Annotated in this window: 21 protein-coding genes and 2 tRNA genes; 3 read left to right on the plus strand and 20 right to left on the minus strand. The window is 59.0% G+C overall.

Annotation, left to right across the window (positions count from 1 at the left end; genetic code table 11):
* Positions 1-2: 2 nt before the first annotated feature.
* The 19 genes from BJN45_RS04360 to BJN45_RS04450 all read right to left on the minus strand — a co-directional run bounded on the left by BJN45_RS04360 (position 3) and on the right by BJN45_RS04450 (position 22,630).
* Entirely contained in the window at positions 3-731 is a 729-nt protein-coding gene (locus tag BJN45_RS04360; RefSeq protein WP_076092378.1) for a sugar phosphate nucleotidyltransferase, read from the minus strand.
* On the minus strand, positions 731-1,885 hold the full coding sequence (locus BJN45_RS04365) for a DegT/DnrJ/EryC1/StrS family aminotransferase (RefSeq protein ID WP_076092570.1): 1,155 nt from the start codon (positions 1,883-1,885) through the stop codon (positions 731-733). Before BJN45_RS04365 ends, BJN45_RS04360 begins: the two co-directional genes overlap by 1 nt.
* Before the next feature lie 38 nt (positions 1,886-1,923).
* Positions 1,924-3,447, minus strand: coding sequence for a B12-binding domain-containing radical SAM protein (locus BJN45_RS04370; RefSeq protein WP_076092380.1), 1,524 nt, complete (start codon positions 3,445-3,447; stop codon positions 1,924-1,926).
* Positions 3,447-4,439 (minus strand): transketolase family protein, encoded by a 993-nt coding sequence (locus tag BJN45_RS04375; protein ID WP_076092382.1) that lies wholly within the window; start codon positions 4,437-4,439, stop codon positions 3,447-3,449. Before BJN45_RS04375 ends, BJN45_RS04370 begins: the two co-directional genes overlap by 1 nt.
* Positions 4,436-5,254 (minus strand): transketolase, encoded by an 819-nt coding sequence (locus BJN45_RS04380; RefSeq protein ID WP_076092384.1) that lies wholly within the window; start codon positions 5,252-5,254, stop codon positions 4,436-4,438. Before BJN45_RS04380 ends, BJN45_RS04375 begins: the two co-directional genes overlap by 4 nt.
* On the minus strand, positions 5,251-6,210 hold the full coding sequence (locus BJN45_RS04385; protein ID WP_205750534.1) for a GDP-L-fucose synthase family protein: 960 nt from the start codon (positions 6,208-6,210) through the stop codon (positions 5,251-5,253). Before BJN45_RS04385 ends, BJN45_RS04380 begins: the two co-directional genes overlap by 4 nt.
* Before the next feature lie 6 nt (positions 6,211-6,216).
* Entirely contained in the window at positions 6,217-7,212 is a 996-nt protein-coding gene (locus tag BJN45_RS04390; protein ID WP_076092386.1) for a kinase, read from the minus strand.
* Positions 7,209-8,381, minus strand: a complete 1,173-nt coding sequence (locus tag BJN45_RS04395) for a glycosyltransferase (protein WP_076092388.1) — start codon at positions 8,379-8,381, stop codon at positions 7,209-7,211. The genes BJN45_RS04390 and BJN45_RS04395 overlap by 4 nt, the downstream gene beginning before the upstream one ends.
* 25 nt (positions 8,382-8,406) lie before the next feature.
* Positions 8,407-9,498, minus strand: a complete 1,092-nt coding sequence (locus tag BJN45_RS04400; protein ID WP_076092390.1) for an NAD-dependent epimerase/dehydratase family protein — start codon at positions 9,496-9,498, stop codon at positions 8,407-8,409.
* Positions 9,495-10,565 carry a class I SAM-dependent methyltransferase gene (locus tag BJN45_RS04405; protein WP_170873018.1) on the minus strand — a complete coding sequence of 357 codons (1,071 nt, stop codon included), beginning with the start codon at positions 10,563-10,565 and terminating at the stop codon, positions 9,495-9,497. Before BJN45_RS04405 ends, BJN45_RS04400 begins: the two co-directional genes overlap by 4 nt.
* 103 nt (positions 10,566-10,668) lie before the next feature.
* Complete coding sequence (locus tag BJN45_RS04410) at positions 10,669-11,637, minus strand: class I SAM-dependent methyltransferase (protein WP_170873019.1); 969 nt, start codon at positions 11,635-11,637, stop codon at positions 10,669-10,671.
* Between the two features lie 44 nt (positions 11,638-11,681).
* Positions 11,682-13,490 carry a thiamine pyrophosphate-binding protein gene (locus tag BJN45_RS17855; RefSeq protein WP_076092394.1) on the minus strand — a complete coding sequence of 603 codons (1,809 nt, stop codon included), beginning with the start codon at positions 13,488-13,490 and terminating at the stop codon, positions 11,682-11,684.
* A 3-nt stretch (positions 13,491-13,493) separates the two neighbouring features.
* Positions 13,494-14,981 (minus strand): N-acetylneuraminate synthase family protein, encoded by a 1,488-nt coding sequence (locus BJN45_RS17860; protein ID WP_076092396.1) that lies wholly within the window; start codon positions 14,979-14,981, stop codon positions 13,494-13,496.
* Positions 14,982-15,046: 65 nt separating this feature from the next.
* The gene (gene fliB / locus BJN45_RS04425) at positions 15,047-16,297 is read right to left on the minus strand and encodes a flagellin lysine-N-methylase (RefSeq protein WP_139326286.1); all 1,251 of its coding nucleotides are present in this window, start codon (positions 16,295-16,297) and stop codon (positions 15,047-15,049) included.
* Between the two features lie 11 nt (positions 16,298-16,308).
* Entirely contained in the window at positions 16,309-17,622 is a 1,314-nt protein-coding gene (rfbH, locus tag BJN45_RS04430) for a lipopolysaccharide biosynthesis protein RfbH (RefSeq protein ID WP_083650795.1), read from the minus strand.
* Positions 17,623-17,776: 154 nt separating this feature from the next.
* Positions 17,777-19,021, minus strand: a complete 1,245-nt coding sequence (gene fliB, locus BJN45_RS04435; RefSeq protein ID WP_076092402.1) for a flagellin lysine-N-methylase — start codon at positions 19,019-19,021, stop codon at positions 17,777-17,779.
* On the minus strand, positions 19,018-20,106 hold the full coding sequence (gene rfbG, locus BJN45_RS04440) for a CDP-glucose 4,6-dehydratase (protein WP_076092404.1): 1,089 nt from the start codon (positions 20,104-20,106) through the stop codon (positions 19,018-19,020). Before rfbG ends, fliB (BJN45_RS04435) begins: the two co-directional genes overlap by 4 nt.
* The gene (gene rfbF / locus BJN45_RS04445) at positions 20,100-20,870 is read right to left on the minus strand and encodes a glucose-1-phosphate cytidylyltransferase (protein WP_076092406.1); all 771 of its coding nucleotides are present in this window, start codon (positions 20,868-20,870) and stop codon (positions 20,100-20,102) included. Before rfbF ends, rfbG begins: the two co-directional genes overlap by 7 nt.
* Complete coding sequence (locus BJN45_RS04450) at positions 20,867-22,630, minus strand: GGDEF domain-containing protein (protein WP_076092408.1); 1,764 nt, start codon at positions 22,628-22,630, stop codon at positions 20,867-20,869. The genes rfbF and BJN45_RS04450 overlap by 4 nt, the downstream gene beginning before the upstream one ends.
* A 42-nt stretch (positions 22,631-22,672) precedes the next feature.
* Between BJN45_RS04450 and BJN45_RS04455 the strand changes: the two genes are divergently transcribed.
* Positions 22,673-22,746, plus strand: a tRNA-Thr gene (locus BJN45_RS04455).
* Between the two features lies 1 nt (position 22,747).
* Here BJN45_RS04455 and BJN45_RS04460 read toward each other — a convergent pair.
* On the minus strand, positions 22,748-23,548 hold the full coding sequence (locus BJN45_RS04460) for an IclR family transcriptional regulator (protein WP_076092410.1): 801 nt from the start codon (positions 23,546-23,548) through the stop codon (positions 22,748-22,750).
* A gap of 94 nt (positions 23,549-23,642) precedes the next feature.
* Between BJN45_RS04460 and BJN45_RS04465 the strand changes: the two genes are divergently transcribed.
* Complete coding sequence (locus BJN45_RS04465; RefSeq protein ID WP_076092412.1) at positions 23,643-24,260, plus strand: ParA family protein; 618 nt, start codon at positions 23,643-23,645, stop codon at positions 24,258-24,260.
* 71 nt (positions 24,261-24,331) lie between these two features.
* A tRNA-Met gene (locus BJN45_RS04470) sits at positions 24,332-24,408 on the plus strand.
* Positions 24,409-24,589: the final 181 nt, after the last annotated feature.

Consider the following 24,589-nt stretch of genomic DNA (forward strand, 5'->3'; position numbering starts at 1 on the left):
TGTTAGGCATGCCGGATGGCGAGTATAGCGGCTGCCCGGGCGTAGTCCTCGGGGATGCCGATGTCGATGAAATTGCCCGGGAATTCGGCGCCGTAGAAACGGCAGCCCCGGGCGAGCAGGGTGGGGAACAGCGTGTCTTCCAGCGACAGCGCCTGGCCGGGAGAATGCCCAGTGTTGGCGAGAAGCCCCGGAGCGACCAGGTAGATGCCGCCGTTGGCCAGTCGCTCGCCACTGTTCCGCCCGCTCCGGAAGGCTTCGACGCGTCCGTCCGGCGCGATATCCATGCCCAGGTAGCGTCCGTTCTCGCTGGTACTGAAGGTGCAGAAAGTCCAGTCGGCCTGGCTGCGGCGATGGAAATCAGCCAGTTGACCGAGGTCGACCGCAAAAAAGGTGTCGCCGTTGACGACCAACACCGGGTTCGTCCCCGCCAGTTGACGGGCGGCGAGCAGCAGGCCGCCGCCGGTCCCGAGGGGAGTCGTTTCCTCGGCGTAGTCGATGCGGGCGCCGCGGTAGGTGCTGCCGAAATGGCTGCGGATCGTCTCGGCCCGGTAGCCGACAGAAAGGATGAAGCGCCGGATGCCCTGAGCGATCCAGTAGTCGAGCAGGTAGTCGAGAAAGGGGCGGCCGGCGATCGGTGCCATCGGTTTGGGCAGGTCGGGAACCGCCGCCCGCAGACGAGTGCCCAGCCCCCCTGCGAGAATGATGGCGGTATCGACGATCAGCCGGTGCATCAGGCGGCGTTCAGAATGGTGCAGATGGTGTCGATTTCCTCGTCGCGCAGGTCGGGGAAATTGCCGAGATAGAAGCCGTAGAAATGCACGTGCTCGGTTTCCGGGAAGTTCAAATGATGCCCGTCGGGAACGATGCCCCGGAGATAAGGTTGGCGGACCTGGTTGCCGCCGCCGGCGCTGCCCCGGCGAAACTCAATGCCGCCCGCGCGCATCTGCACCATGACCCGGTGGACGAGTTCGTCGTCGGGCTCGCGCAGGATCAGATTGAAGGCGTAGTTGCTCGACCCCGCGAGTTCGAAATCGGTTCGGAACTTGCCGGCGTCGATCCGGCTCAGGAAGCGCCGCAGATTTTCGGTGCGGCGCACGACGTTGGCGTCCAGACGTTTCAACTGGCTGCGCCCGAGAATGCCGCCGATCTCGGTATTGCGGACGTTGTAGGCCGGATAGGCAAAGATGAAATCAGGGTTCAGCTCGGGGTGGTCCGTCTGGTAAGCCGAGAGGATGGCCGGATCGTTGGCCTCGCGGACCATGCCGTGAGAACGCAGGATGCGGATCTGCTGGTAGAGATCGGGGTCGTTGGTACACACCATGCCGCCCTCGATCGTGCTCATGTGATGGGCGTAATAGAACGAGAAATTGGAGACCCAGCCGAAACTGCCCAGGCGCTGGCCATTGTGCGTGGCGCCGTGCGATTCGCAGACGTCTTCGATCAGCGGAATGCCGCGGCGCTCGAGTTCGGAGAGCAGTTCGTCGCTCAGGCCGTCGAAGCCCTGGGCGTGCACGAGCAGCACGGCGCGGGTTTTTTCGCCGATCCGGGCGAGAATCTGCGCGGTATCCATCGCCAGCGTGCGCGGGTTGATGTCGGCGAAGACCGGAGTGAACCCGTTTTGCAGCACGGCCGCGACATCGGAGACCCAACCCAGCGGCGGGACGATGACTTCGCCGCCCTCTGGATGGCGGATTTTGAGTGCCGCCAGCGTCAGTAGATTGGCCGAAGCGCCGGAATTGACGAAGACGCTGTACTTGACCCCCAGCCAGCGGGACCATTCTTCTTCGAAGGCGCGCACGTTGGCGCCGTGAGTGAGCATCGGATCGTCCTGCTTCAGGTGCTCGATCACCGCATCGAGATCCTGGCGCAGAATGTTGTTACGCATCAGCGGAAATTTCATCAGTTCTCACTAAATCCACGGCCTCAGTCGCCGAGGATTTTCCTTTTCAGTTTGAGGCTGGCCATATGTTCGACATTGCACCGCTCGTCGCCGCCGAAACGGCGTTCGACCAGGTCGAGATAGGCCGGGTTGGTAAAGTAGGTGTGCCATGCCCGGTCCCGGAAAGCAAGTACTTCGGCCGACGACAGGTGCTTGGTCGGCAAAGGCTGGCATTCGTAGGACAGGAAGGCATAACCTTCGTAGGAATCCGGCAGGGCCCAGCCGTTCCGCTTGGCCTGGTAGTACATCGGACTGCCGGGCAGGGCCTGGCAGGGGTACATATTGGCCATTTCGGTATTCAGTTCAAGGGCCAGGTCCAGCGTTTCCTGCATGGTTTCCAGCGTATCGTCCGGGAAACCGAAGATGAAGTTGCTGATCACGTTGATGTCGGCGTCGCGCACGGTCTGGCAGATTTCGCGGATATTGACGTCGCGGAACGAGCCCTTGGACACTTCCTGGCGAACGCTCTGATTGCCGGCTTCGACGCCGAGTGCCAGCCAGTTGACGCCGGCCCGCTTGAACAGGGCCAACTGGTCCTCGCGCACGGTGTCGACGCGGGCGTAGGTCCACAAGTTGAAGTCGAAGCCGTGGTCGATCACCTGCTGCAGTACCGGCGCGTAGTATTTCCGGTTGAGGAAGAACATCTCGTCGCTGATGCGCAGCGTGCGGACGCCGAGTCCGGCCAGTTTCTGCATTTCCCGGGCGACCCACTGCGGGCTCCAGTAGCGCATGCCGCGCGAATGCGAGGCGTCGATGCCATCGTCGTTATTGCTACGGTTGACGATGTTGATCATGCAAAAATCGCAACCGAAGGAGCAGCCGAGCGAGGTGTATATCGCCGCGAAGGGCGTCCGCTGAGCATGATCGAAACCGGCGTGCCAGAAATGGGCGCGGTAGAGATCGAGCGGCTTTTTCCGATAGGGCAGCAGGTCCCAGGCGTAGCCGGGCAGGTCGATGTCCATCCGCGCTTGCGGCACGATGTCCTGTGGCGGGTTGAGGGTCGGTAGCTGGTGCCTCTTGTGGCCGATCCCCTTGGTCGTTCCGAGGTCGCTGCCCAGATTGCCGGCCAGTAGCTGGTGCAGGGCATAAACTCCCTCGTTCAGAAGGACGATGTCGATGCAATCGTGGCCGAGCACGTCCATGGGCAGGGCGCTGACATGAGAGCCGACGCAGCAGACCGGTGCGTGGCCGCCATCCGCCTTGATCGCGCGGGCCAACGCCAGCGCACCGATCATGCTGGTCGTGCCGGAATTCGGGTTTTGGCCATAGACGACCATCACGATCAGTCGGGGCGCGGTCTCGCCGATGCGGCTCACGGCCTGTTCGAGGGTCAGCTTCTCGGCGTCGCAGTCGAGGATCGCTACCCCGAAACCTTTGGCCCGGCAGGATTCGGCCAGCAGCAGCGACCAGGTCGGCGGTTCGACCGCCGAGTAGACCTGGGCCAGCCCCTGGTAGGCCTTGGCCGACGAATCGGGGTTGATGAACAGAACGTCGAGTTGTCTTGCCATTAGCGGCTACCCATGCGGTTTGTTTCACCTTCGGAGAGTTCGGCAAGGAAGCGGGTCACGCGCTCGGTGACGGCGTTTTCTCCGATCGAGACCTGTTCGTGCAGTTCGCTGCGCGAGCCGAGTTCGAAGCGATAGCCGCCCTCGACCCCGATGTTCAGCAGGCGGGGCGGCAGCCGCCGACCGGCGCAGAAGTCGAACAGCATGGCATCGAGCCCGCCGCGTCCGCGGAAGCCTTCCTCCAGGCTGACGACGCCAGCGTAGGCGGCAAGTGTCTCGGCCAGGCGCTGCTGGTCAAAACCGCTGAGGTCGAACAGGTCGATGACGCCGACCTGTTCTCCGGCCGTGGCCAGACGTTCGGCGACTTTGAGCGCGGTGTGCACCATGTAGCCGGTGGCGACAAGGCATAGCCTGTCGCCCGTGCGATGGCACTGGAAGCCGGACTCCATATCCGGCGGCGCTTCAGCGTACAGGGCTGGCAGTACCTGGGCATCGAGGCGCAGGTATTTCGGGCCGCCGAGCATCAGGCAGCGCTCGAAGAGCGCGGCGGCGGTAATGTGGTCGGCTGGCGAATAGACCGCCATATTGGGCATCGCGCGCATCAGCGTCAGGTCTTCGTAGCACTGGTGGGTCGGGCCGGACACCACATAGCTGTAGCCGGCGCCGACGCCGATCAGGTTGACGTTGAGCGGGCGGACTTGCGAGAGCAGCGCCAGGCTGACCCGGATCTGCTCGTAGCAACGCATCGTGATGAAGGGCGCGATGGCGTAGGCAAAAACCGTATAGCCCTCGAGGGCGAGGCCGGCCGAGATGTTGATCAGATTTTGCTCGGCAATGCCGACGTTAATGAAGCGCTCCGGAAAGCGCTCGCGGATGGTGTCCAGCACCGGCGAGCCGAAATCGGCGCAGACAAAGAACAGCTTCGGGTCATCGGCCATCGCCTCGCAGATCCGCCGCAGCAGGGCGTCGCGCATGGCCTGGGGGCGGTCGGTCATGGTGCCTCCCCGAGCAACTGGTCGAGCGTTTCCACCTTGGGATTCATGATGTGGCACAGCGGGGCATCCTCCAGTCCGGGCACGCCACGCCCCTTGAGCGTATTGGCGATCAGTGCCTTCGGGGCGCCGTTCCGTTTGCCCTGCATGGCACGGAGCGCAGCGTGGACGGCGTCGACGTCGTGACCATCGACTTCCGCGCAGGACCAGCCGAAGGCGCCAAGGCGATCGGCGAGCCGACCGTGGGAAACAATGTCGTCGGTGTGGCCGAGCATGCTGATCCGGTTGTTGTCGACGATCAGGTTGAGGTTGTCGAGGCGATGCTGGCTGGCAAACATTGCGGCTTCCCAGTTGGCGCCTTCATGCAGTTCGCCGTCGCCAGCGACGACGAAGATGTCGCGGTCGCTGCCTTTGCGCTTGAGTCCTAGCGCGATTCCGGTGGCGACGCCGAGACCATGCCCAAGCGAGCCATTGACCGTTTCATAGCCGGGGATCACCGGGTCCGGGATGCCGCCGAGAAAGCTGCCAGTTTCGCAGACGTGCTCGAGTTCTTCTCGGGCAAAGAAACCAAGGTCGGCGAGGATCGGGTACATGCAGATCGAACCGTGGCCCTTGCTGATGATGCAGCGGTCGCGGGTTTCGGCGAGAGGCTGGGCTGGATCGAAACGCAAGATCCCGCCGTAGTAAAGAGAGACGAAAATTTCGATGGGCGACAGCGACGAGGCGAGCCGGGTTTCCGGCGCCCGGCGGTGGATGCGCAGGGTTTCGAGCCAGACCCAGCGCGCCTTGGCTGTCAGGTCGATTGTCGATGCATTCATGCTTGTCCTTCCTGCGCGCAGGTTTTTCGGTACCAGTCGATGGTTTCGCGTAGCCCTTGGTCGAGCGAGGTCGATGCCTGCCAGCCCCAGTCTCGCAGGCGGCTACTGTCGAGCAACTTCTGCGGAGCACCGTCTGGTTTGCCGGAATCCCAAATGATTTGGCCAGCATAGCCGACGAGGTCGGCGATTTTTTCGGCCAGTTGGGCGATCGAATAGTCGATGCCACTGCCCAGGTTGACCGGCAGTTCCAGTGTGGACAGGTCTTGGCTCAGTAGTTGCACGCAGGCATCGGCGATGTCGTCGGCGAAAACGAATTCCCGGCGCGGCCGGCCCGACCCCCACAGCGTGACACTGGGCGCTCCTTGCTGCGCGGCCTCGACGAAGCGCCGGATCAGCGAGGCCAGGACATGGCCGGACCCGAGATCGAAATTGTCGTGAGGGCCGTAAGCGCTGTTCGGGATCAGCGGGACGAAGCGTTGTTCGCCGTCTTGCTGGTTGCAGGCCAGGCAAAGCTGGACGCCAGCCAGCTTGGCGATCGCATAGGCCAGGCTGGTCGGTTCCGGCTGGCCCGTGAGCAGCGCGCTTTCCGCCATCGGCTGTTGGCATTCGCGCGGATACATGCAGGATGAACCAAGCAGGATCAGGCGACGGACGCCGTGGCGCCTCGCCGCCTGCACAACATTGAGCTGGATTGCCAGGTTGCTGGTGATGAAATCGGCCGGAAATTGCTGGTTTTCGATGATGCCTCCGACCCTGCCGGCGGCGAGGACCACGTATTCCGGCCGGGTGGTGGCGAAAAAGGCATCGGTCGCCCGGCCGTCGGTCAGGTCCAGATCGCTCCGGTCGCGGGTGATCAGGTGGCGATGGTCTGCCGCGGTCAGGCGGCGGATGAGGGCCGAGCCGATCAGACCACGGTGTCCGGCGATGTAAATAGGGCTTTCGGCATGCATGGTCATCGCGCTTCAGAGTCCGTTCGGCTGGTAGAGCACGACGCGGCTGCCCGAATTCTCGAACTTGAACGGCACGTGCACCAGCCCGTGCAACCGTTCGCGGACCCGTGCCTGGTATTCCGGCCGGACAAACAGCAGCAGGAAACCGCCGCCGCCCGCGCCGATGATCTTGCCACCGGTTGCTCCGGCCTCCCGGGCAGCGCTGTAGAGGGCATCGATTTCCGGCGTCGACACCCGATCCGACAAGCTGCGCTTGAGCTGCCAGCTGCGGTCGAGCAGTTCGCCAAAGGCGGTGATCGGGGTCTGCCGGTCCTGCAGGACGGCGATCGCTTCATCGACCATGGCGTGCATGGCTTTCAGTTCAACTACCCGGTTCTTCAGGTTGTCGATCTTGGCCTTGGCAACTTCCGAGGCAATCCGCGAAACGCCGGTGAAGAACAGCATCAGGTGGCCCTGCAGATCGGCCAGGCGGTCCGGTGCGGTAATCACCGGGGCAACGTCGAAACTGTCGTTCTGGCGGAATTCGATGCGGTTCAGGCCGCCAAAAGCGGCAGATATCTGGTCCTGGGAGCCGACATTTTCCCGAATGACCTTTTGTTCGACATAAATGGCCTGGCTGGCCAGTTCATCCTTCGACACGTACTGGCCGCGCAGGGCGCAGATCGCATGCAGCAGCCCGACCGTAAACGACGAGCTGGAGCCAAGCCCGGAACGGGCCGGCAGGTCGCCGTCATGGTGAATTTCCAGTCCATCTTCGACCTTCAGGCAGTCGAGCACGGCACGCACCGCCGGATGCTGGATTTCGGCAATCTCGCGGACGTTTTCTATATGTGAATAGACAATCCGGTGCTTGTGTTCGAAAAACGGCGGCAGGTGCCGGCAGGTGATGTAGCAGTATTTGTCGATGGTAGTGGCGAGCACCAGGCCGCCGTGTTCGAGATACCAGGCCGGGTAATCGGTACCGCCACCGAAAAAGGAAATCCGGAAGGGCGTGCGGGTGATGATCATGGGGTGACGTTGGCCTCAAAAATCGGGGTTTCGCCAGTGTCGATCCAGCAGCCGTATTGGCGGCAGCGAATGCGGCTGGTGTGGCGCTGGCGCAGCCCGGTTCGGGCCTGCCGGACCAGTTGGTTACGAAAGTCGGGCTGCGCGCGCAGCGTGGTGATTTTCCCCGCCAGGTTTTCGACGCTGTCGAACAGCAGTACGTCTGCACCATCCGCAAACAGGCGGGCGCATTCCGGGCGGTCCGGTGGCAGCCAACTGATGCTGGGTACGGCGGCAGCCATCGCCTCGATCACCCGGCCTGAAAACGCCTTGACCAGAGTCGGCAGGTTGACGCAGGCCATGCCCAGGCGAAGACCTTCGAGAAACAGCGCAAAGAGGTCGGCGCGCAGGCGATGCAGTTCGTCGGCGAAGCCGGCCAGTGTCGCGGCATCGATTTCGCCGGCCAGCAAGCTTTGCCGCATTTCGCCATGCAGCGCTTCGAAGCGCACCAGTGTTTCGCTGCTGCGTTCCGGCAGTTGGAAGTGCGGGCGGTTCATCAGGCCTTCCAGGCGCGGGTCACTGAGAAAGCGGTTGCGCAGCAGGGTGTGCGCCTTCGGGTAGTTGTAGGCCGGGCCGGTGAAGTAGGCGGCGCCGATGAAGGCGGCGATATCGCTGGCCGGCGGGGCATCCTCGCGGATGAAACTCTCCGGTACCATGAAAACATTCCATAGCGTCGGAATGCCGAAAACTTGTTGAATTTCGGCGACGTCGGCTTCGTCGGCGGCGATTGCGTGGGTGCAATGGGGCAGGCAAGTGAAGGCGTCGTCGCGGCGCTTGGCGAGGAAGGGCAGGGCCTCGAGTTCTTCATCGCTGTGGTTGAGTGATTCGAGCACGACCCCCACCCGAACCGGTGCGACCTGTTTCAACCAGGTCCAGAAGCGCTCGTCGAAGGCGGCGTGATTGCACCAGATCCAGGCTTCATCAAAGGTCCGGCCGGCGAGCAGGGTTTCGGCGTGGCCGATGAAACTATCGGCGGCGTCCGGTGCCCGGCCATGGATGGCCGGCAACAGGGTGCAGCGGTGACCATTCTCGCGAAAGCCGTCGATGAAAGCGTACGAACCCGTGTACGACCAGGAGCGTGCTTGCTCCCAGTTGTCGAATTCGAGCATGATCAGAAGAATGTCTTTGGCCATAGGGAATCGATTGGTGGTGGGTCAATTACGGCAGATTCTTCGGTGTATTTAATTTCGTGCCGTTTGCCGCCTGCTGCTCAAGTTGTTGCGCTACTGCCATGCTGTGAATGGCGTTCTCCAGCGGAGTCCAGCAGTTTACCCGCAGTTGCTGTTCAATGCGTCGGATATCCGGAACGTAACGTTGTCGGGGGGCGGCATTGCCCTGGCGGTTCAGTACTTCGATGCGCGATGTCGGTGAAAGCGTGTCGCGGACCAGATTTGCCACCTCGAGCAGCGATAGCGGATCCGGCGAGCCGATGTTATAGGCTTGCCCGGCCTGGCCGCGACCCAGCAGGGCGAGCAGCCAGACGGCGAGGTCGGCGGCATGCAGATAGCTGCGCACGACCCGCCCGTCGCCGTTGATGCGCAGACTGTCGTGAGCCAGCGCATCGGCGATGAACTGGCTGATCGCCAGGTGCCCGGGCAGGCCGAAGCCGACGAAACTGAAGCAGCGGGCGATCACCACTTCGATATTCTTGTTGGTGGCGGCGTCCCGGGCGTCGCTTTCCATTGCCCGCTTGCCGCGTCCGTAGTAGTCCTCGGGCGCCAGCGCGAGAGTTTGGCCGGGGAAATCTTCCGCCATGTGTGGCAGGGTTTCCGGTTGCTCGCCGTAGATCGCCCCCGAACTGATCAGTAGTAGCCGTCCGGCGCTGGCAGCCGCTGCATGCTCTATGACGTGATGCGTGCCGACGACAATGTCGTCGAACAATTGCGGCGACTTTGCAGACAGCGGCGAGGTGTCGGCGGCGGCGTGAATGAAGCAGTCGAAACTCCCCTCCGGCCAGCGGTAGCTTTTGATATCGCCGCGTACCCATTCCAGCCAAGGTCGGGCGCGGAACTCCGGGTGTTTTGCGAGAAAGACATCGGGGTTGCGCGAGAGCAGCGTCAGCCGGATTCCTGCACCGCGTTCGTTCAGCCAGTGGCAGGCGAGCAGCAGCCAGAAGCCGATGAAGCCGCTGCCACCGGTGACGAAAACTCGCTGGCCGGTCAGTTCCGGGAGCGGGAAGGCTGTAAGTATTCGATCGAAATCCTGTAGCAGGTGGGTGAAAAGCGCTTCCCGGTGAGGGTTTGCTGTCATTCGTCGAGGTCGTACAGAAGAATGGTCGGGTGGCTGCCGGCTAATTCCCGGGCAATGGCGCCCTGGGCGTTGAAGGAGGAAATCAGGACGGTGCAGGCGGGGAGGGTGATGAGGAAGTTGCTGGGTTGGATCATGAAATTGCCGAGTTTTTTTCCACGCAAATTTGGGTTGTTGTCGACGACGGCAAGAATTTTCGCGGTGAGGCCCAATTGCTCCAGTCTCGGCAGAAGGCGGGCGGTATGGCTGCCGGCCCCAAAGATTGCAAAGGGGGCGCCGCAGTCAACGATCTTTTGCAGGCCTTTTTCCAGTGTGCTCTCGGAGTAGTTCAAATAGTCGTCCAGTCCGTCCATCGCAGGGGCGGGCGCGATCACGGCTTGGGGGTGGCGGGAGAAGAGTCCGAACAGGCTGTCGGTGCAACCCTGAAGTTCGCAGAGTGTCAATGTTTGAGGAGAGAAGCCAAAGTTCGCCATTAGTTCGGTCAGTGTTTCGATACTGAAATACTGGATGTGTTCAAGCGAAAATTCGCCATAGGCTTCCGCTGGTGGCGAGAGAAAACGCTCGAGCGCCGGAACTTCGATGAAGACCATGGCGTGCTCCGGCAATTCTTGCAGCAGATTGCTGAAGTCATCGCTCAGGCAGGGTAGGTGTTCGGCAACACCGGTCAGGCAAAGCAGGTCGGTTTCGGCCAACGGTAATTGATCACTTGCGTCGCGCAGCGAACCGGTGCGGATATGTTCGAGGCCGAGCAGATTTTTGGCAGTGATAGCCGAGGCGGGGGCTGGGTCAATTCCGTGTAGCCGGGTGAACCCAACTATCTTGAAGGCGTTGAGCAGAGCGCCGAAGCCACAGCCGATGTCGCTGATCTGTGCATCGGGTGAGAGATGTGGCAGGCAGAGTTCGAGCGTTTTCGCAATCCGCGCCTGGTCGACCGGACGAAGGCTCAGCTGGTTCAGGGGGTGATCGTACTTTGATAGGGTGCGATAGTATTTTTCGTAGGTTTCAGGGAGTGGCAGTTCATAGGCGTAGCAGAAACCGCACTGCATGCATTGGCCGATGCGATAGCTCATGTCCAGTCCGTCGAGCGGAGCCATGCGGTTGTCGAATACCAGTCGGGGAGCGTTGTTACCGCAGGTCGGGCATGGGCGACGCCAAGGGTAAGCTGGCTGGGAGTCAGCCATAAATCTGCTCCAGACGGAACATGCTCGAAGGTGACACCCCCTGTGCCAGCAGATTTTTCTGGATTTCCTCGGCGTGTCGCGTACTGGCAATCAGGATCGGCAGTCCGGCGAGAGCCGCCGGATCGTAGGCTGCTACCCGGTGCCGTCCAAAGATTTTTCCCTGTTGCTCGCTGGCGCTGTCGCAGATGGCGATTACCGGTAACTGTGCAAGCAATGGCTTCAGGTAATTGCAAAAATCGCCGCCGACACCATAAATAACAAAGGGGCCGTTCAGAAGAGTGGCGAAGCGGGAGAGTAATTCGGTCAGGCGTTGTTCCGGTGTTGTTTCAAGTCGGGCGAAGACGCGCAGGCTGTCGTTATAGACCGCCGATTCGAAGTGGCCCGTACTGGCCTCAATGATGCTCAATCCGGCACGGAAGAGCAGGAGTGTGAGCGAGGCAAGCGAGAACTGGTGCAGATGTTCGGGGTGCCGGTCATGGCTGAGCAGCCGATTGCCCGAGCGATGCGGGACTTCGATGATCAGGTAGGCATCGGGTCGGCAGAGGCTGCGCCAGTGACTGATTTCCGCTGCGATATCGGCAATATGTTCAAGGACGTGAAAGGCCAGCAGCAGGTCGAAGGGCGCGAGATCCGGTACCCCGGCCACGCTGCGCTCGACGCGGTCTAGTCGGTGCGCGGCGAGCGCGGCATCGGGGGATGGCTCGATCCCGATATAGTCGACTGCCGAGTGCTGTTTGATCCGGGCGCCTAAAGCGCCGTCGGCGCAACCGATTTCAAGAATGCGCAGGCCCGGTCGCAGATACCGGGCGATGCCGTTGAGCCGGTCGGCGTACTTTTTCTCCAGATCAGGGCATTGATCGTTGCGTCCGGCGCAAGCTGCATAGTAGCCGGCGGGCAAGCGTGCGCTTTGCCAGACGTGGGCGCAGGTCTGGCAGCGGAACGCATGGCTGTCATCGGCCAACTTCTGAGCATCGCCAGCGTTGCAGCAGGGGCAGCTCCGCTCCATCAGCGTTGTGCAGCGAATGAGGCGGTGGTCAGCGGGATCTGCATTTCCTCTGCCAGGGTGGCCAGTGGTAGTAGCGGCGACATGTCTTCGAGCGGCATTGACAGCATCGAGCCGTCTGCTTGTGGTAGTGCCGCGCATTTTGGGGCGAGGGTTTCGTTGGGCGTCAGTTGGACGTCGACGAGCATTGCCTGCGGCCGGGCGGTGACTTCGTTGAGGACAGGCGCCAGTTCGGCGGCGTCGGTAATGCGCCGGAAGGGCAGGCCGTAGGTGGTGGCGAGTTGTTCCAGATCAGGCAACAGCAGCCCGGCTTCCGGTCCGGTGCCAACGTAGCGCTCGGCGAAATAGTTGCGCTGGGTGTTACGGATCGATGCGTAGCCGCCGTTGTTCATGATGATCAGGCAGATCGGCAGGTTCTGGGCGCGTAGCGTGGCGAGTTCCTGCAGGTTGAGTTGCAAACTGCCGTCGCTCTCGATGGCAACCATCGGTTTGCGGTCATTGGCCAGACAGGCGCCGATGGCAGCCGGCAGTCCGTAGCCCATGGAGCCCAGGCCGGAGGTCAGGAATACACGCTGGCCGGGTTTGTTGCGAAAGACGGTGTAGAAGACCTCGACGGCCAGCCCGGAACTGCCTGTGGCAATCAGGGTGTCGGGTGGAACGGCGTCGGCGAGTACCGAGACGAAGTGGTAGTGATTGATGGGGCCGCAGACCGGGAAGGGCTTCCCGTCGTTTACCGGGTAGCGGTGTTTCCAGTCGGCAATCCGGGTCAGCCAGGCATCGCGGGCTTTTGGCGGCGGTGCCGGCAGGATTTCCAGTGCGCCAAGGAGGTCGGCGGCATCGGCGGTAATACCCAAGGCGATATCCATGTCGAGTTTTGCGATTTCATTGCAGTCAACGTCGATCACGACCTTTTTTGCCGCCCGGGCGAATCCGCGCGGGTTGTAGGCAGTGATGATGTTGTCCAGGCGGCAGCCGATGGAAATGAGCAGGTCGCAGTTCTGTACGGCGAAATTGCCGGGGCGCAGCGCGACAACGCCCGGCCGGCCCGCGCATAGCGGATGATCGGCGGGGATGATGTCGAGGGCGTTCCAGGTGGTGACCATCGGGACTTGCAGGCGTTCAGCTGTGTCAAGCAGGGCTTTTGCCCCGCCAGCCAGGCGGACGCCGTGGCCGGCCAGAATCAGCGGTCGCTCGGCGGCTGCCAGCAGGGTGAGCACTTCGCTGGCTGCCAGCTTGAGGTCGGTGCCGGGTGTTGCTTCCGGTGGCGTGAATTTTGGCAAATTTTCCGGGTTGACCGTAGCAGCCTGTACGTCGAGCGGCACGTCGAGCCAGACCGGGCCGGCGCGGCCGTTTTTCATTTCGTACAGTGCGCGCTCAAGTTGGTAGCGGATCTGTTGCGGATCGTCGACGGTTACCGCGTATTTGGTGATGTGGCTGACCATCGGCACGATGTCGACTTCCTGCACGCCGCCCTGGCGGAGCGGGCGCGTGCCGAGCAAGTCCGGGCGCTTGACCTGGCCCGAGATGATCAGCATCGGAATCGACTCGATCCAGGCACCGGCGACCGGTGTGATGACGTTGGTGGCACCAGGGCCGGTCGTCACCATGCAGACGCCGAAGGTCTCGCGGACGCGGCCATGGGCTTCGGCGGCAATGCCGCAGGCTTGTTCGTGGTGGCAGGGGACCGGGTTCAGGCGTTTTTCAGAAACCAGCGCGTCGTTGAGAAACATTGCCCCGCCACCCGGCAGCAGGAAAACATCGGTGGCGCCGGCCTCGGCCAGGTGCTGCATTAGATAATCGGCTGCGCGCATCGCTTACATCCAGTGGGTGAGTAGTGTCTTGCGACGGCTGTTGGCCTGGATTGAGGCGTCGGTATAGAAGGAGTCATCGTGGTAGTGGGTTGAGGAAATTTCCTCGAAGACCACACCTTCCTGGGTGTGAAACTTGTGGCGGACGCCGCGCTGCACGGTGATGACGTCGCCGCGCTCTGCCTCAATCGGTTGGCCGTCGAGCCAGATGGTGATCTTGCCGTGCAGGATGACGAAGGTTTCTTCCTTCTGCTTGTGGTACTGCTCGGGGTGGGTCTGGCCCGGCAGCATGGCGAGCAATTTCTTGCAGTATTCGCGGTTGACCACAGTCATCATGATCAGGCCGTATTCGGCGAAGCGTTCCATGCCGTAGTGATGTGAAATTTCTAGGTCGGATTTTCCGGGTACAACGATATTGCCTTCTTTCAGCAGATGGCAGACTGCGGTTACGGCAGCCCGTACCTCGGCCCTTTCGTTGCTGACATCGACTTCCGCGGCAAGCAGGGGGCTTCCGGCTTCAAGTGGCTGGCGGGCGACAAAGCGGTTGTATTTCGACCATTGGTTGGCGCTGATCTGGCCGGGGACGGGGGGGAAAGCGAAACAGACGGCGTCGTTGCTGATTGTTTCGCCAGCTGCGATGTCGCGGGTCAGGAAGACGGCGCGGCGCAGGCTTTCCAGGCTGTCGCTTTCGTTTTTTGTGGCCGGGGGCCAGGCTTCGCTGCCACACATGCTTTGGGCCATTGCAGCAGCGTTCAGCCAGGCGCGCACTTGCTGCGGATTGGCCGAATAGGCGTTGAGTGCGTATTGCCCGGTGGGCAAGCCGACATGTTTTTCAAATACCGTGGCGCCTTTGGCTAGCGCCAGCATCACGGGTTCGTTGCGGTCTGGCGCCTCGTGCGTCGAGAAACCGATACGTACGTCAGGATAGCGTTGCAGCAGGGCATCGATGCGGGAAATATGCAGGTTGGCGTCGGGTGTCGGATATTCGGCGACGCAGTGCATCAGCGTCAGGTTCTTGCTTCGGTGCAGGAAGAAACTGGTGACGTTGTCGACGTCTTCCTGTGTCGCGCCTGCGGTTGACGCGATGATCGGTTTGTCGCTTTGCGCGATGCGCTCAAGCAGTGGCCAGTCGGTCAGTGAGCAACTGGCAATCTTGATCATCTCGATGCCCTGGGCTTCGATCAGGTCGACCGATTTTTCGTCAAATGGCGTGCACACGGTTTTGAAACCACATTCGCACATGGTGTCGATCAGTGTCTGGAACTGCGCTTGCGACAAGCGCGTTTCCTCGAAACGCTTGACGTATTTGACGTCGTCGCGACCCTTGAAGCTCGGGTGGATGAAGCTGTCGAGGTCGCGGTACTGCAGCTTGAAGGCGAAATCAAAATCGAAACCTTCACAGGCTTCACGAATGGCGCGGATGATGGCAACGCCATGGGCCGTGTCGCCCATGTGGTTGTTGGCCATCTCGAAGATGAAAAGGGGTTTGCTCATGGTGTGGGTGTTAGAAGCCGGGCTGGCTGAATTTTCCAAGCATTTGGCATTGTTTTGACTCGGCGTCATTCTGATTTCACTTCAGCTTCTGGGTCGAGAATGAGCAGGAATATTTTACGAAATTCGGCATATCCATTGTTTTTGAGTATTGAGACCACTCTGTTTGGATAGGGGGCATTGTGCTCGCTGAGCTTGCAATAGCTTTGAATCACACAAATTGCCATTTCCTCGGTCATTTGACCGTGGTGGGCGGTTAGTCCGAGGAGGCAGGTTTTTACAATCAGATAGTGACAAACCAGTTTCGTATATTGCTGCAATAACGGTTCATTTTTGAACGGAAACAAGCTGTGGAAGACTGTGTGCACCAGATAGTTTTCAAGTATTTGACCGTTGTCGGACAGGAAAGGGATGAGTTGCTCCCGTGCAACATGTTTGATCCTTCTTGCCATCTCTTCAGATGTCGGAGGTGTATCTGTTTGTCCCAGGATCCCTTGCGCAGCTTCGGAGATGCATTTTGAAAAGCGATAATTTGTGCCTTCCGGGTTGGTGTTCATGATCTCTGCAAAAATTTTCAGTCGGAGTGCATCGTCAGAAGGTAATTGACGCAATTCTTGCTTGATCTTGTCGCTTTGCAGTAAAAGTTGACAAAATTCCTGAGTTATTTGAGGGAGTTGCTCAATCGTTTGTGAGTTGAGGGGATTGACTTGATTGTCGATCGCTTCGAGGAAGATACCAACCAGCAGCAGCCGGATATCCAGGCTCACTTCCCTGTGTTGTAGCGTGAAAATAATTACGGCGCGTATGTCGTTCAGTATTATTAAGCGATCAGGAGACTCCGTCTCGACTATTGGCAGTTCTTTGTCGCTACTGATCTGGTCTTCATGAAAACACATTTTTTCCTGATCCAAAAGGATGCGTCGAGCAGCTTCTGGACAGGAAAGTGAGAGGGAGTATTCGTACTGCAAACCAAATATTTTTTTTTGGCGGGGATAGTTTTTGCAGGTATCGGACAGCATCTCATGGCCAAGTTCTTTTTGAATTTTGCAAAGGCCATTTGCCAGAAAGGCACATTCTCCACGTATATTCATGCTAAGCACAGCAAAGCGCTTCTCGGTGCAGCTCTGATCTTTTCTGCGCTGAACGGCGGTCTTGAAAAGATTCTTTAATTCAGGATGTTGATTGCTTTTATACCGGTGGTAAGTATCGCGATCAATATCTACTTGCCAGCCTGCGCAACAAGTGTCTTCACATGCGTCGCCAATACACTGAAAATCAAGGTAGTGGGAGCCGAAAAGGGCATTGCTTTGCTTGTTCATTTAGATGAACCTTAGAAACTAGGCTGGCAGAACTCGCTCAGGCAAGCGGCGATGTGCTCTAGTTCAGCGTCCCCCAGCCCCGGCCAAACGCCAACCCAGAAGGTGTTTTTCATGATCTGGTCCGCGTTATCCAGCGTACCAGCCACGCGGTAGTTGCGACCCGCCATGTAAGGTTGCCGGGTCAGGTTGCCGGCAAACAGCAGGCGGGTGCCGATCTTGTGCTGGTCGAGGTTGCGCAGCAGGGTGACACGGTCGAAGGGAGCGTCGTCGCGTAGCGTGATCGGAAAGCCGAACCAGGAAGGATCGCTGCCCTCCGTGGCTTCTGGCAGGATCAGGAAATCGGTCAAATTGGCCAGTAGACCGTGTAATTTTGCGAAATTACCTTTGCGGGTGGCGATGAAGCCGTCGAGGCGCTCGAGTTGGGCCAGCCCAATGGCGGCTTGCATATCGGTGATCTTCAGGTTGTAGCCGAGGTGCGAGTAGACGTATTTGTGGTCGTAGCCGGCCGGGAGTTCGCCCAATTGCCAGTCGTAGCGCTTGCCACAGGTGTTGTCGCAGCCGGGGTTGCACCAGCAGTCGCGACCCCAGTCGCGCAGCGATTCGAGAATTCGTTTGAGTTGCGAGTCGACCGTAAAAACAGCGCCACCCTCGCCCATCGTGATGTGGTGTGCCGGGTAGAAAGATAACGTGCCAATATGGCCGAAGGTGCCGACTTTTTGCCCATTCAGCGTCGAGCCCAGGGCGTCGCAGCAGTCCTCGATCAACCATAGGCCATGTCGGTCGGCCAGGTCGCGCAGGGAGGCGGCATCGAAGGGGTTGCCCAGGGTGTGGGCAAGCATGATGGCGCGCGTACGCGGCGAGATCGCGGCTTCGATTACTGCGGTCGACGGGTTGTAAGTGCCAATTTCCGAATCGACGAAGACCGGGGTCAGGCCATTTTGCAGGATGGGGTTGACCGTCGTCGGGAAGCCGGCGGCCGCAGTGATGACTTCGTCGCCCGGCTGCAAGGCGCTTTGACCAAGCAAAGGAGAGGTCAGCGCCGTGAGTGCCAGCAGGTTGGCGCTGGAGCCGGAATTGCAGGTTAAAGCGTATTCGACTGCAAGATAGTCGGCTAGTTTGTTTTCAAAGGCGGCATTGAAGCGTCCTGTGGTCAGCCAGCCATCAAGGGAGGCGTCGACAAGATTAACGAACTCTTCGGGGCCAAGCACTTTTCCTGATGGCGGGATGGCGGTTTCGTCAGGGCTGAATCCACCGTTCGCCAAGGCTCGTGCCGAGTAACTGCGGACCAGGTCGAGAATGTGTTGTCTTTCTTCATTCAGCGACATTATTGGTTTTTCCATGGTGGGGCGCAGGGATCATGCTTGGGGGCTGCTGAGGTAGGTTAACCGAATTTTCCAATACCGGCGCACAGTGGCGGGTTGTCGATGACTTAATCTCACGCCCCTTGGGCAAACTGGAGTCGTGCCGCCATCTTCGTAGTCAAGCTGCAGATTCTGGGTCAAGAATGAGCAGGAATATTCTGCGAAACTCGGTGAATCCATTGTCTTGGAGGATTGAAAGTACTCTGGCCGGGTAAGTCGCGTTATGTTCGCTGAGTTTGCTGAAGCTTTGAATGACGCGGATGGTCAGTTCCTCGGTCATTTGACCATAGAAGGCGGTTAGTCCAAGAAGACAGGTCTTTACGATCAGGTAGTGGCAGACGAGTTTCACATATTGTTGCAACAACGGTTCGTTTGTGAATGGGAACAGACTGTGGAAGACCGTGTGCACCAGGTAGTTTTCGAGAATGTGGCTGTTGTTCTTGAGGAAAGGCGCCAGTTGCTCCTTCGCCGCATGCTTGATCCGGCTTACCATTTCTTCAGATGCCAGGGGCGTATTAGCCTGAGCCAGGAAGCCTTGCGCGGCTTCAGTGATGCATGTTGAAAAACGGCGGTTTGTACCTTCCGGGTTGGTCTTCATGATCTCGGCAAAAATTTTCAGGCGGAGCGCATCCTCGGAAGGTAGTTGCCGCAATTCTTGCTCGATTGTGTCACCGTGCTGCAAAAGCAGACAAAAATCATCGGTGAGTTGAGGAAGCAGTTCGATCGTTCTCGTGTCGAAAGGATAGGCCTGCTTGTCGATACTTTCGAGAAAAAGCCCGACCAGCAGAAGCCGGGTGTCCAGACTGAGTGCCCTGTGCTGGAGCGTGAAAATGATCACGGCGCGGATGTCGTTCAGAATGATGAAGCGCTCTGGAGATTCGGTTTCGGCTGGCGGTGTCTCATCGCCCTCGGTAATGCGAGAGCCTTCCAGAAAACACATTTTTTCCGGATCAAGGAGGATGCGTCGAGCCGCCTCGGGGCAGGAAAGAGAGAGGGAATATTCGTGTTGCGAGCCAAACAGGTTCTTTTTGCGCGGATAGTTCTTGCAAATCTCGGAGAGCAGCGCGTGGCCGAGATTTTTCTGGATTTTGCACAGGCCATTTTCCAGAAAGGCACATTCTCCCTGTGAGTTCAGACTGAGTTCTGCGAACATCTGCTTGGTGCTGGTCTGATCTTTTTTACGCAGGACAGCAGTCTTGAATAGTTTTTTTAACGCTGGGTGCTGATTGTTTTTGTAGCGGTGGTAAGTGTCGCGATCAATATCGACTCGCCAACCTGCGCAACAGGTGTCCTCACAGGCATCGCCGATGCACTGGAAGTCAAGGTAGTGAGAGCCGAAAAGGGCTGTGTTGTCGTCGCTCATGAGTTTGCAGTCTTGGTAGGTTGTCGCGGTCGGCTGCCTTCCAGGGCCGCAATTTCGGCTTCACACAAAGTTCGGGCATCGGCGCCGGTATTTTGGGCTTGATACCAGGCCATCGTACGGCGCACGCTTTCTTGGAGTGACCATCTGGGTCGAGCGTTCAACAGCACGCGTGATTTCGCTGTTTCCAGAGCCAGCCAGCCAGCTTCGTGCGGGCCACTGGCTTGCTCGGCATAGCGTACCCTGCCTTGACCATACGCTGTACGCGCCAGTTCGATGACTTGTTGCACGGTGGCGGCTTCGTGGGTGGGTGGGCCGAAGTTGTAGGCACCTGCCAATTCGGGCTCTTGCCAGAGTTTCTCCGCTAGGTCGAGATAGCCGGCCAGCGCCTCCAGGACGTGTTGCCAGGGGCGAATGGCCTGCGGGTGTCGGATGTTCAGCACCTGGCCGGCTTGCCAGGCGCGCACGGCGTCGGGGATCAGGCGATCTTCCGACCAATCGCCGCCGCCAATCACGTTGCCGGCACGGGCTGAGGCCACCGCGACACCTTGTTCTCGCAAGAAGGCATCGCGGTAACTGGCAATCACGATTTCGCTTGCTGCCTTGCTGGCGCTGTATGGGTCGTGGCCGCCGAGGGCATCGTCTTCGCGGTAGGGATAGAAATCTTCGCGATTGCGGTACACCTTGTCGGTTGTCACCATCACGGCAACGCGCACTGAATCGAGGTCGCGCAAGGCGTCGAGCACATGTACCGTGCCCATCACGTTGCAGGCGTAAGTGGCCACGGGATCGTGGTAGCTGGTCCGGACCAGGGCTTGCGCTGCCAGGTGCAGGACGATTTCAGGGTTGGCGTTGTGAATGATTTGTCTGGTGCGGTCAACGTCACGAATATCGCAAAAATGACTGCTGATGCATTCGGCAATTCGGGCCTGTTCAAAAACGCTGGGCTGGATATTTGGCGGCAAGGCCAGTCCGGTGACTTCGGCGCCCAGTTGCTTGAGCCATAGTGTCAGCCAACTGCCTTTGAAGCCGGTATGTCCGGTGATGAGGACACGCTTGCCCCGCCAGAATGTTGAATTGCTCACCATTTTTTCCACGGCGCCTGGCCGGAACTCCACAGTCGTTCCAACAGGGTTTTGTCACGCAAGGTGTCCATTGGCTGCCAGAATCCCCGGTGTTGCCAGACGGCGAGCTCATTTTGCCTGGCCAGGGTTTCCAGCGGGCGTGCTTCCCAAAAGGATTGGTCGTCCTCAATGAGGTCGATTACCTTTGGGGAGAGGACAAAAAATCCTGCGTTGATGACGCCATCGCTACCCGGGGGTTTTTCGTGAAACTTCGTGACTAGCGAGCCCGTGATTTCCAGCGTACCAAAACGTCCCGGTGGGGTTGCCGCGGTCACTGTTGCTAACAGGCCATGCTTGCGGTGAAACTCAATGCTTTGGCTTATATCGACGTCGCCCACGCCATCACCGTAGGTAAAACAGAACGCATCATCGTTGGCGAGGTAATTGCGCACCCTCTTGAGGCGACCTCCCGTCTGGGTGTTGTCGCCCGTGTCGATCAGCGTGATGCGCCAAGGCTCTGCGTGTTGCTTGTGCACTTCCATGCTGTTTTTGCTGAGATCAAAGGTGACATCAGAGGTGTGCAGAAAGTAATTCGCAAAAAACTCCTTGATTACATAGCCTTTGTAGCCCAGGCAGATGATGAAGTCGTTGATGCCATGGTGTGAATAAATTTTCAGGATGTGCCAAAGGATTGGCATGCCACCGATTTCGATCATCGGTTTGGGTTTTAGGTGGGATTCTTCACTGATCCGGGTTCCCAGCCCCCCTGCAAGAATGACCGCCTTCATCGGCTGACTACCCGGTTCTTCCCGGTCTGCTTGGCTTCGTACATGGCTTCGTCGGCACGCTTGATCACACTACCTTGATTGTCCTGTTCAGTCATCTGGGTGACACCTGCGCTGAAGGTTATCAGGACTTTGTCGTTGTCGTTCAGGAAAAATTTCTTGGTCAGTTCACGTTGCAGGCGGGTCAGGACGAGAACTGCATCTTTCAGGTTGGTCTCCGGCAGCAGGATGATGAATTCTTCACCGCCATAGCGGGCAATGGTGTCCTGGGGGCGGAGGGTGTGACGACAGACCGTGGCCAGATGGATGAGGGCCTGGTCGCCTGCGTCATGACCGAGTGAGTCGTTCAGTTTCTTGAAATTGTCAATATCGAGAAGTGCGACACACATTACGGTGTCGTGGCGTTGGGCACGGGAAATTTCCTTCTCGAACATGTCTTCCAGGCCATGCCGGTTGAGGACGCCAGTGAGTTGGTCGTGGCGGACAAGGACGCTGGTTTTTTCCAGCTCCAGTTCCAGTTCGCGAATCCTTGTTTCGGATTCCCGGACTTTTTGCTGGGTAGTACGCAATTCATCGTGGGAGCGCTGGGCGTTGATCTGGATGTTCCTCGTTTCGCGCATTACCTCCCCGAGCACGCTTTCGAGCTGGGATATGTTGTCGGCGGCGCTGATCTTGTCGGCGAAGCTTTCGATCTTGTCGTGGTAGTCGGAGGTTGCGTCGGCAAAGTCGGCCAGATGGTCAACGAAGCCGGTAAGCATCTGCTTGATCGCTTCGCGGGTTTCGAAGAGGCTGGCCTTGAGCTGGCTTTGTTTGAAAAGCACCTCTTTCAGCCGGCGCTCGGCATCGTCGATTGCCCTTTGGGATAAGGGTTTGTCGATAATTTCGCGGACAACTTCAATCTGCCCGTGAAGCCAGCGATCGTCGATGACCAGTTCGGTCATGTTCTCCACCAGCAAGCGTAGCAGGCCGAGCAGGCTGTTGCGCAATTCCCCCTGGTCCTCTGCCAGCAGTTCCAGCTTGAATGCGAAGCGCTTGAGACGCGTCAGGAAAGCCTGCATCTCGTCTGCTTTGCGGGCTTGGCGAATGTCGGCGGCGAGTTGCCTGGCATCGCTTGAGAGCTGGGGGCTTTCGATCAGCTGGGTGGCGATTGCCGTTTCCAGTGTGAAGGCAAAGAGTTCCCTGAGCTCGGCGAGCAGTTCCGGGTCGCTGCTGGCGGTCGACGGCGTTGCCAGATCAATTTTTGGTGTGTCAACGTCGTTGACCGCAACATTGCCTTCCTGTTCTCGTCCTTGTCCCCAGGAGCGCAGCAGGCCTTGCAGGCGGTTGAACAGGTTGTCGGGATTGCTGGCGCTGGCACCGAGCACATGTTCGAGCGATTCGCGCTTGCGGGCCGCGGTGAGCCCCTGGTGTTTTGCCTCCCATTGACGCAGGAGGTCGGAGATCAGCTCTCCCCAGGCCAGCTTTTGTGATTCTGCCAGTGAGCCGACAAAGGTTGTTAGGTGCTTTTGATACGATTCCCAGTTGGCGTTCTTGACGGCATCGTCTAGTTGCCGTGCCAGTCGCATCTGATCCGGAGAGCCTTTGGGCAGGGCTGCTGCGAGCGAGCGCAGATGTCGTTCCGGGAAATCCTGCGAGGCTGGCTTTGTCCCGGCTATTTCATGATAGAGCGTCAGGTAGTTGTCTGGCGTCGGCGCTATCCTGCGCTGAGCCAATTGCTTCAACGTGTCGCGGGCAATCTCGAATGGAGTGGCTGGGTTGGTCATGTGGGAATGTTATTGATCAGCTATAATCCGGGCCCAGTTTCAGCCCCCGTAGCATGAAGGTCGTGCAGTTGATTTGTAATCATCAGGTGTTGGTTCGATTCCGACCGGGGGCACCAATCACGCAGGCATGTTGCCGTAGCCCAGGCGGTGAGACAAGTCTGCAGCGGCTTTGAGCATGGCTTTCCCCGTTGCGCTATCCCATTCGACGTCAAATTCACCGACTGAGCCGAGGGATGTAATCGCTGCAACCATGTGACCGGTGTGGTCATAAACAGGAGCGCTGAAGCCGTTGATTCCTGGTGTCAGGCTGCCGCTGGCTCGGGAAATTCCATGTTCGCGAATTTCGGTCAGGACCTTTTCCAATTGTCGGCGACAGGTTGTTATAGCGGTCTTGCTCGACTCTGCCTGTTCGTGCAATTCAAGGTCGACCATCTTTTTAAGGAAAGGTGAGCGGCAGAATGCTGCGAAGGCGCGTCCGGTCGCCGAGCGGCTAAGGGAGAGTACGGTGCCCGGCCGCAGGGTGATCGTGATCGGACTGCCTGCATCCACAATACGGACAATGGTCGCGCCATGAGTGCCCCAGACCGCGAGGGCAACCGTTTCGTGGATTTGTTCGCACAGGTTGTCCAGCACAGGACCGGAAAGCCTTACGGGGTCGAGTCTTCCCAGTCCGGAGAGGCCAAGTTCGAGCGCGTAGGCGCCAAGGTCATAGCGGCCTGTTCCCGAATCCTGTTCCACAATACCGATGCGCATGAAGCTGACCAGGTAGCGGTGGGCTTTGGCTGCGGCCATGCCAGCCCCTTTGGCGATGTCGCGCAACATCATTGGACGGTTGTTCTTTGCGAGCACATCCAGCAGTCGAAAGCCGACTTCGATGGACTGTATCCCCTGACGTTCGCTGGCAACTTTAGTGATCATGGTGCGTAGGCTGAATCAAAGTCCATATTCTATGCATCTATGACGTCCTTGAGTGCGGCAATATAATTAGCCTTCAAATATACAGGGAGGTGATATGCGGGCTGTTCTCGTGGCAAATCCAAAGGGCGGGGCTGGCAAGACCACGCTCGCTACCAATCTCTCGGGGTACTTCGCCAATCAGGGGAAGGTGACAACGCTGTGCGATCTGGATCGTCAGCAGTCGGCATTGCGCTGGATGGCTTTTCGCGACCCGGCCTTGGCTGCGCTGAGTGGATACTATGCAGGAAATCAAATAGTCCTCAATTTGCCCAAGGAGGCGGATTGGGTTGTCGTCGATGCACCCGCGGGTCTGCAGGGTTACAAGCTGACTGACTACATCCGTGCTGTAGACAAGGTGGTCGTTCCTTTGGTCCCTTCCGTATTTGACATGGCGGCCACGGAAGATTTCCTCAACTCGATCCGTTCGGAAATACGTGGTCAGCGGACCAAGGTGGGGATCGTGGCAATGCGGGTTGATCCGCGGACCAAGGCGGCGGGAATGCTGGAAGAGTTTCTCAAGCATTTTGATATCCCGATCGTCGCCTATCTGCGCAACACCCAGAACTACGTCAACGTCGCTGCAGCCGGAGCCACTGTTTTTGATCCGCCGCGAGCCAAACACCGGCGGGAAGTTGCTCAGTGGGAACCCCTTGTTGATTGGCTCGAAAAATAAGTACGTGTTTTTTTTGCGCAGGGGGTTGACGAGGGGGCGGAGGCTCGGCATAATTCGGCCTCTCTGACGGACGCGGGGTGGAGCAGTCTGGCAGCTCGTCGGGCTCATAACCCGAAGGTCGCAGGTTCAAATCCTGCCCCCGCAACCAGCGAAGTTCGTTGGTATGAGTGGAAGTCAGAGAAAAGTAGTGAGGCGGTTCGGTAGAAAATTTTTTACTGAAAAGCTTGACGGAAGTGAGGAAGTGTTACATAATCTCGCTTCTCTGCTGCAGACGAATTGATGTTTAAGACGGCGCGGCGATGTTCTTTAAAAGTTTGGACAACCGATAG

The organism is Azonexus hydrophilus (genome assembly GCF_001956855.1).
Classification (GTDB): Bacteria; Pseudomonadota; Gammaproteobacteria; order Burkholderiales; family Rhodocyclaceae; genus Azonexus; species Azonexus hydrophilus_A.

Bases quoted from the DNA above. Each gene is read 5' to 3' on its own strand.
- BJN45_RS04360 (WP_076092378.1), bottom strand. From the start codon at position 731: ATGCACCGGCTGATCGTCGATACCGCCATCATTCTCGCAGGGGGGCTG.
- BJN45_RS04365 (WP_076092570.1), bottom strand. From the start codon at position 1,885: ATGCGTAACAACATTCTGCGCCAGGATCTCGATGCGGTGATCGAGCAC.
- BJN45_RS04370 (WP_076092380.1), bottom strand. From the start codon at position 3,447: ATGGCAAGACAACTCGACGTTCTGTTCATCAACCCCGATTCGTCGGCC.
- BJN45_RS04375 (WP_076092382.1), bottom strand. From the start codon at position 4,439: ATGACCGACCGCCCCCAGGCCATGCGCGACGCCCTGCTGCGGCGGATC.
- BJN45_RS04380 (WP_076092384.1), bottom strand. From the start codon at position 5,254: ATGAATGCATCGACAATCGACCTGACAGCCAAGGCGCGCTGGGTCTGG.
- BJN45_RS04385 (WP_205750534.1), bottom strand. From the start codon at position 6,210: ATGACCATGCATGCCGAAAGCCCTATTTACATCGCCGGACACCGTGGT.
- BJN45_RS04390 (WP_076092386.1), bottom strand. From the start codon at position 7,212: ATGATCATCACCCGCACGCCCTTCCGGATTTCCTTTTTCGGTGGCGGT.
- BJN45_RS04395 (WP_076092388.1), bottom strand. From the start codon at position 8,381: ATGGCCAAAGACATTCTTCTGATCATGCTCGAATTCGACAACTGGGAG.
- BJN45_RS04400 (WP_076092390.1), bottom strand. From the start codon at position 9,498: ATGACAGCAAACCCTCACCGGGAAGCGCTTTTCACCCACCTGCTACAG.
- BJN45_RS04405 (WP_170873018.1), bottom strand. From the start codon at position 10,565: ATGAGCTATCGCATCGGCCAATGCATGCAGTGCGGTTTCTGCTACGCC.
- BJN45_RS17855 (WP_076092394.1), bottom strand. From the start codon at position 13,490: ATGCGCGCAGCCGATTATCTAATGCAGCACCTGGCCGAGGCCGGCGCC.
- BJN45_RS17860 (WP_076092396.1), bottom strand. From the start codon at position 14,981: ATGAGCAAACCCCTTTTCATCTTCGAGATGGCCAACAACCACATGGGC.
- fliB (WP_139326286.1), bottom strand. From the start codon at position 16,297: ATGAACAAGCAAAGCAATGCCCTTTTCGGCTCCCACTACCTTGATTTT.
- rfbH (WP_083650795.1), bottom strand. From the start codon at position 17,622: ATGTCGCTGAATGAAGAAAGACAACACATTCTCGACCTGGTCCGCAGT.
- fliB (WP_076092402.1), bottom strand. From the start codon at position 19,021: ATGAGCGACGACAACACAGCCCTTTTCGGCTCTCACTACCTTGACTTC.
- rfbG (WP_076092404.1), bottom strand. From the start codon at position 20,106: ATGGTGAGCAATTCAACATTCTGGCGGGGCAAGCGTGTCCTCATCACC.
- rfbF (WP_076092406.1), bottom strand. From the start codon at position 20,870: ATGAAGGCGGTCATTCTTGCAGGGGGGCTGGGAACCCGGATCAGTGAA.
- BJN45_RS04450 (WP_076092408.1), bottom strand. From the start codon at position 22,630: ATGACCAACCCAGCCACTCCATTCGAGATTGCCCGCGACACGTTGAAG.
- BJN45_RS04460 (WP_076092410.1), bottom strand. From the start codon at position 23,548: ATGATCACTAAAGTTGCCAGCGAACGTCAGGGGATACAGTCCATCGAA.
- BJN45_RS04465 (WP_076092412.1), top strand. From the start codon at position 23,643: ATGCGGGCTGTTCTCGTGGCAAATCCAAAGGGCGGGGCTGGCAAGACC.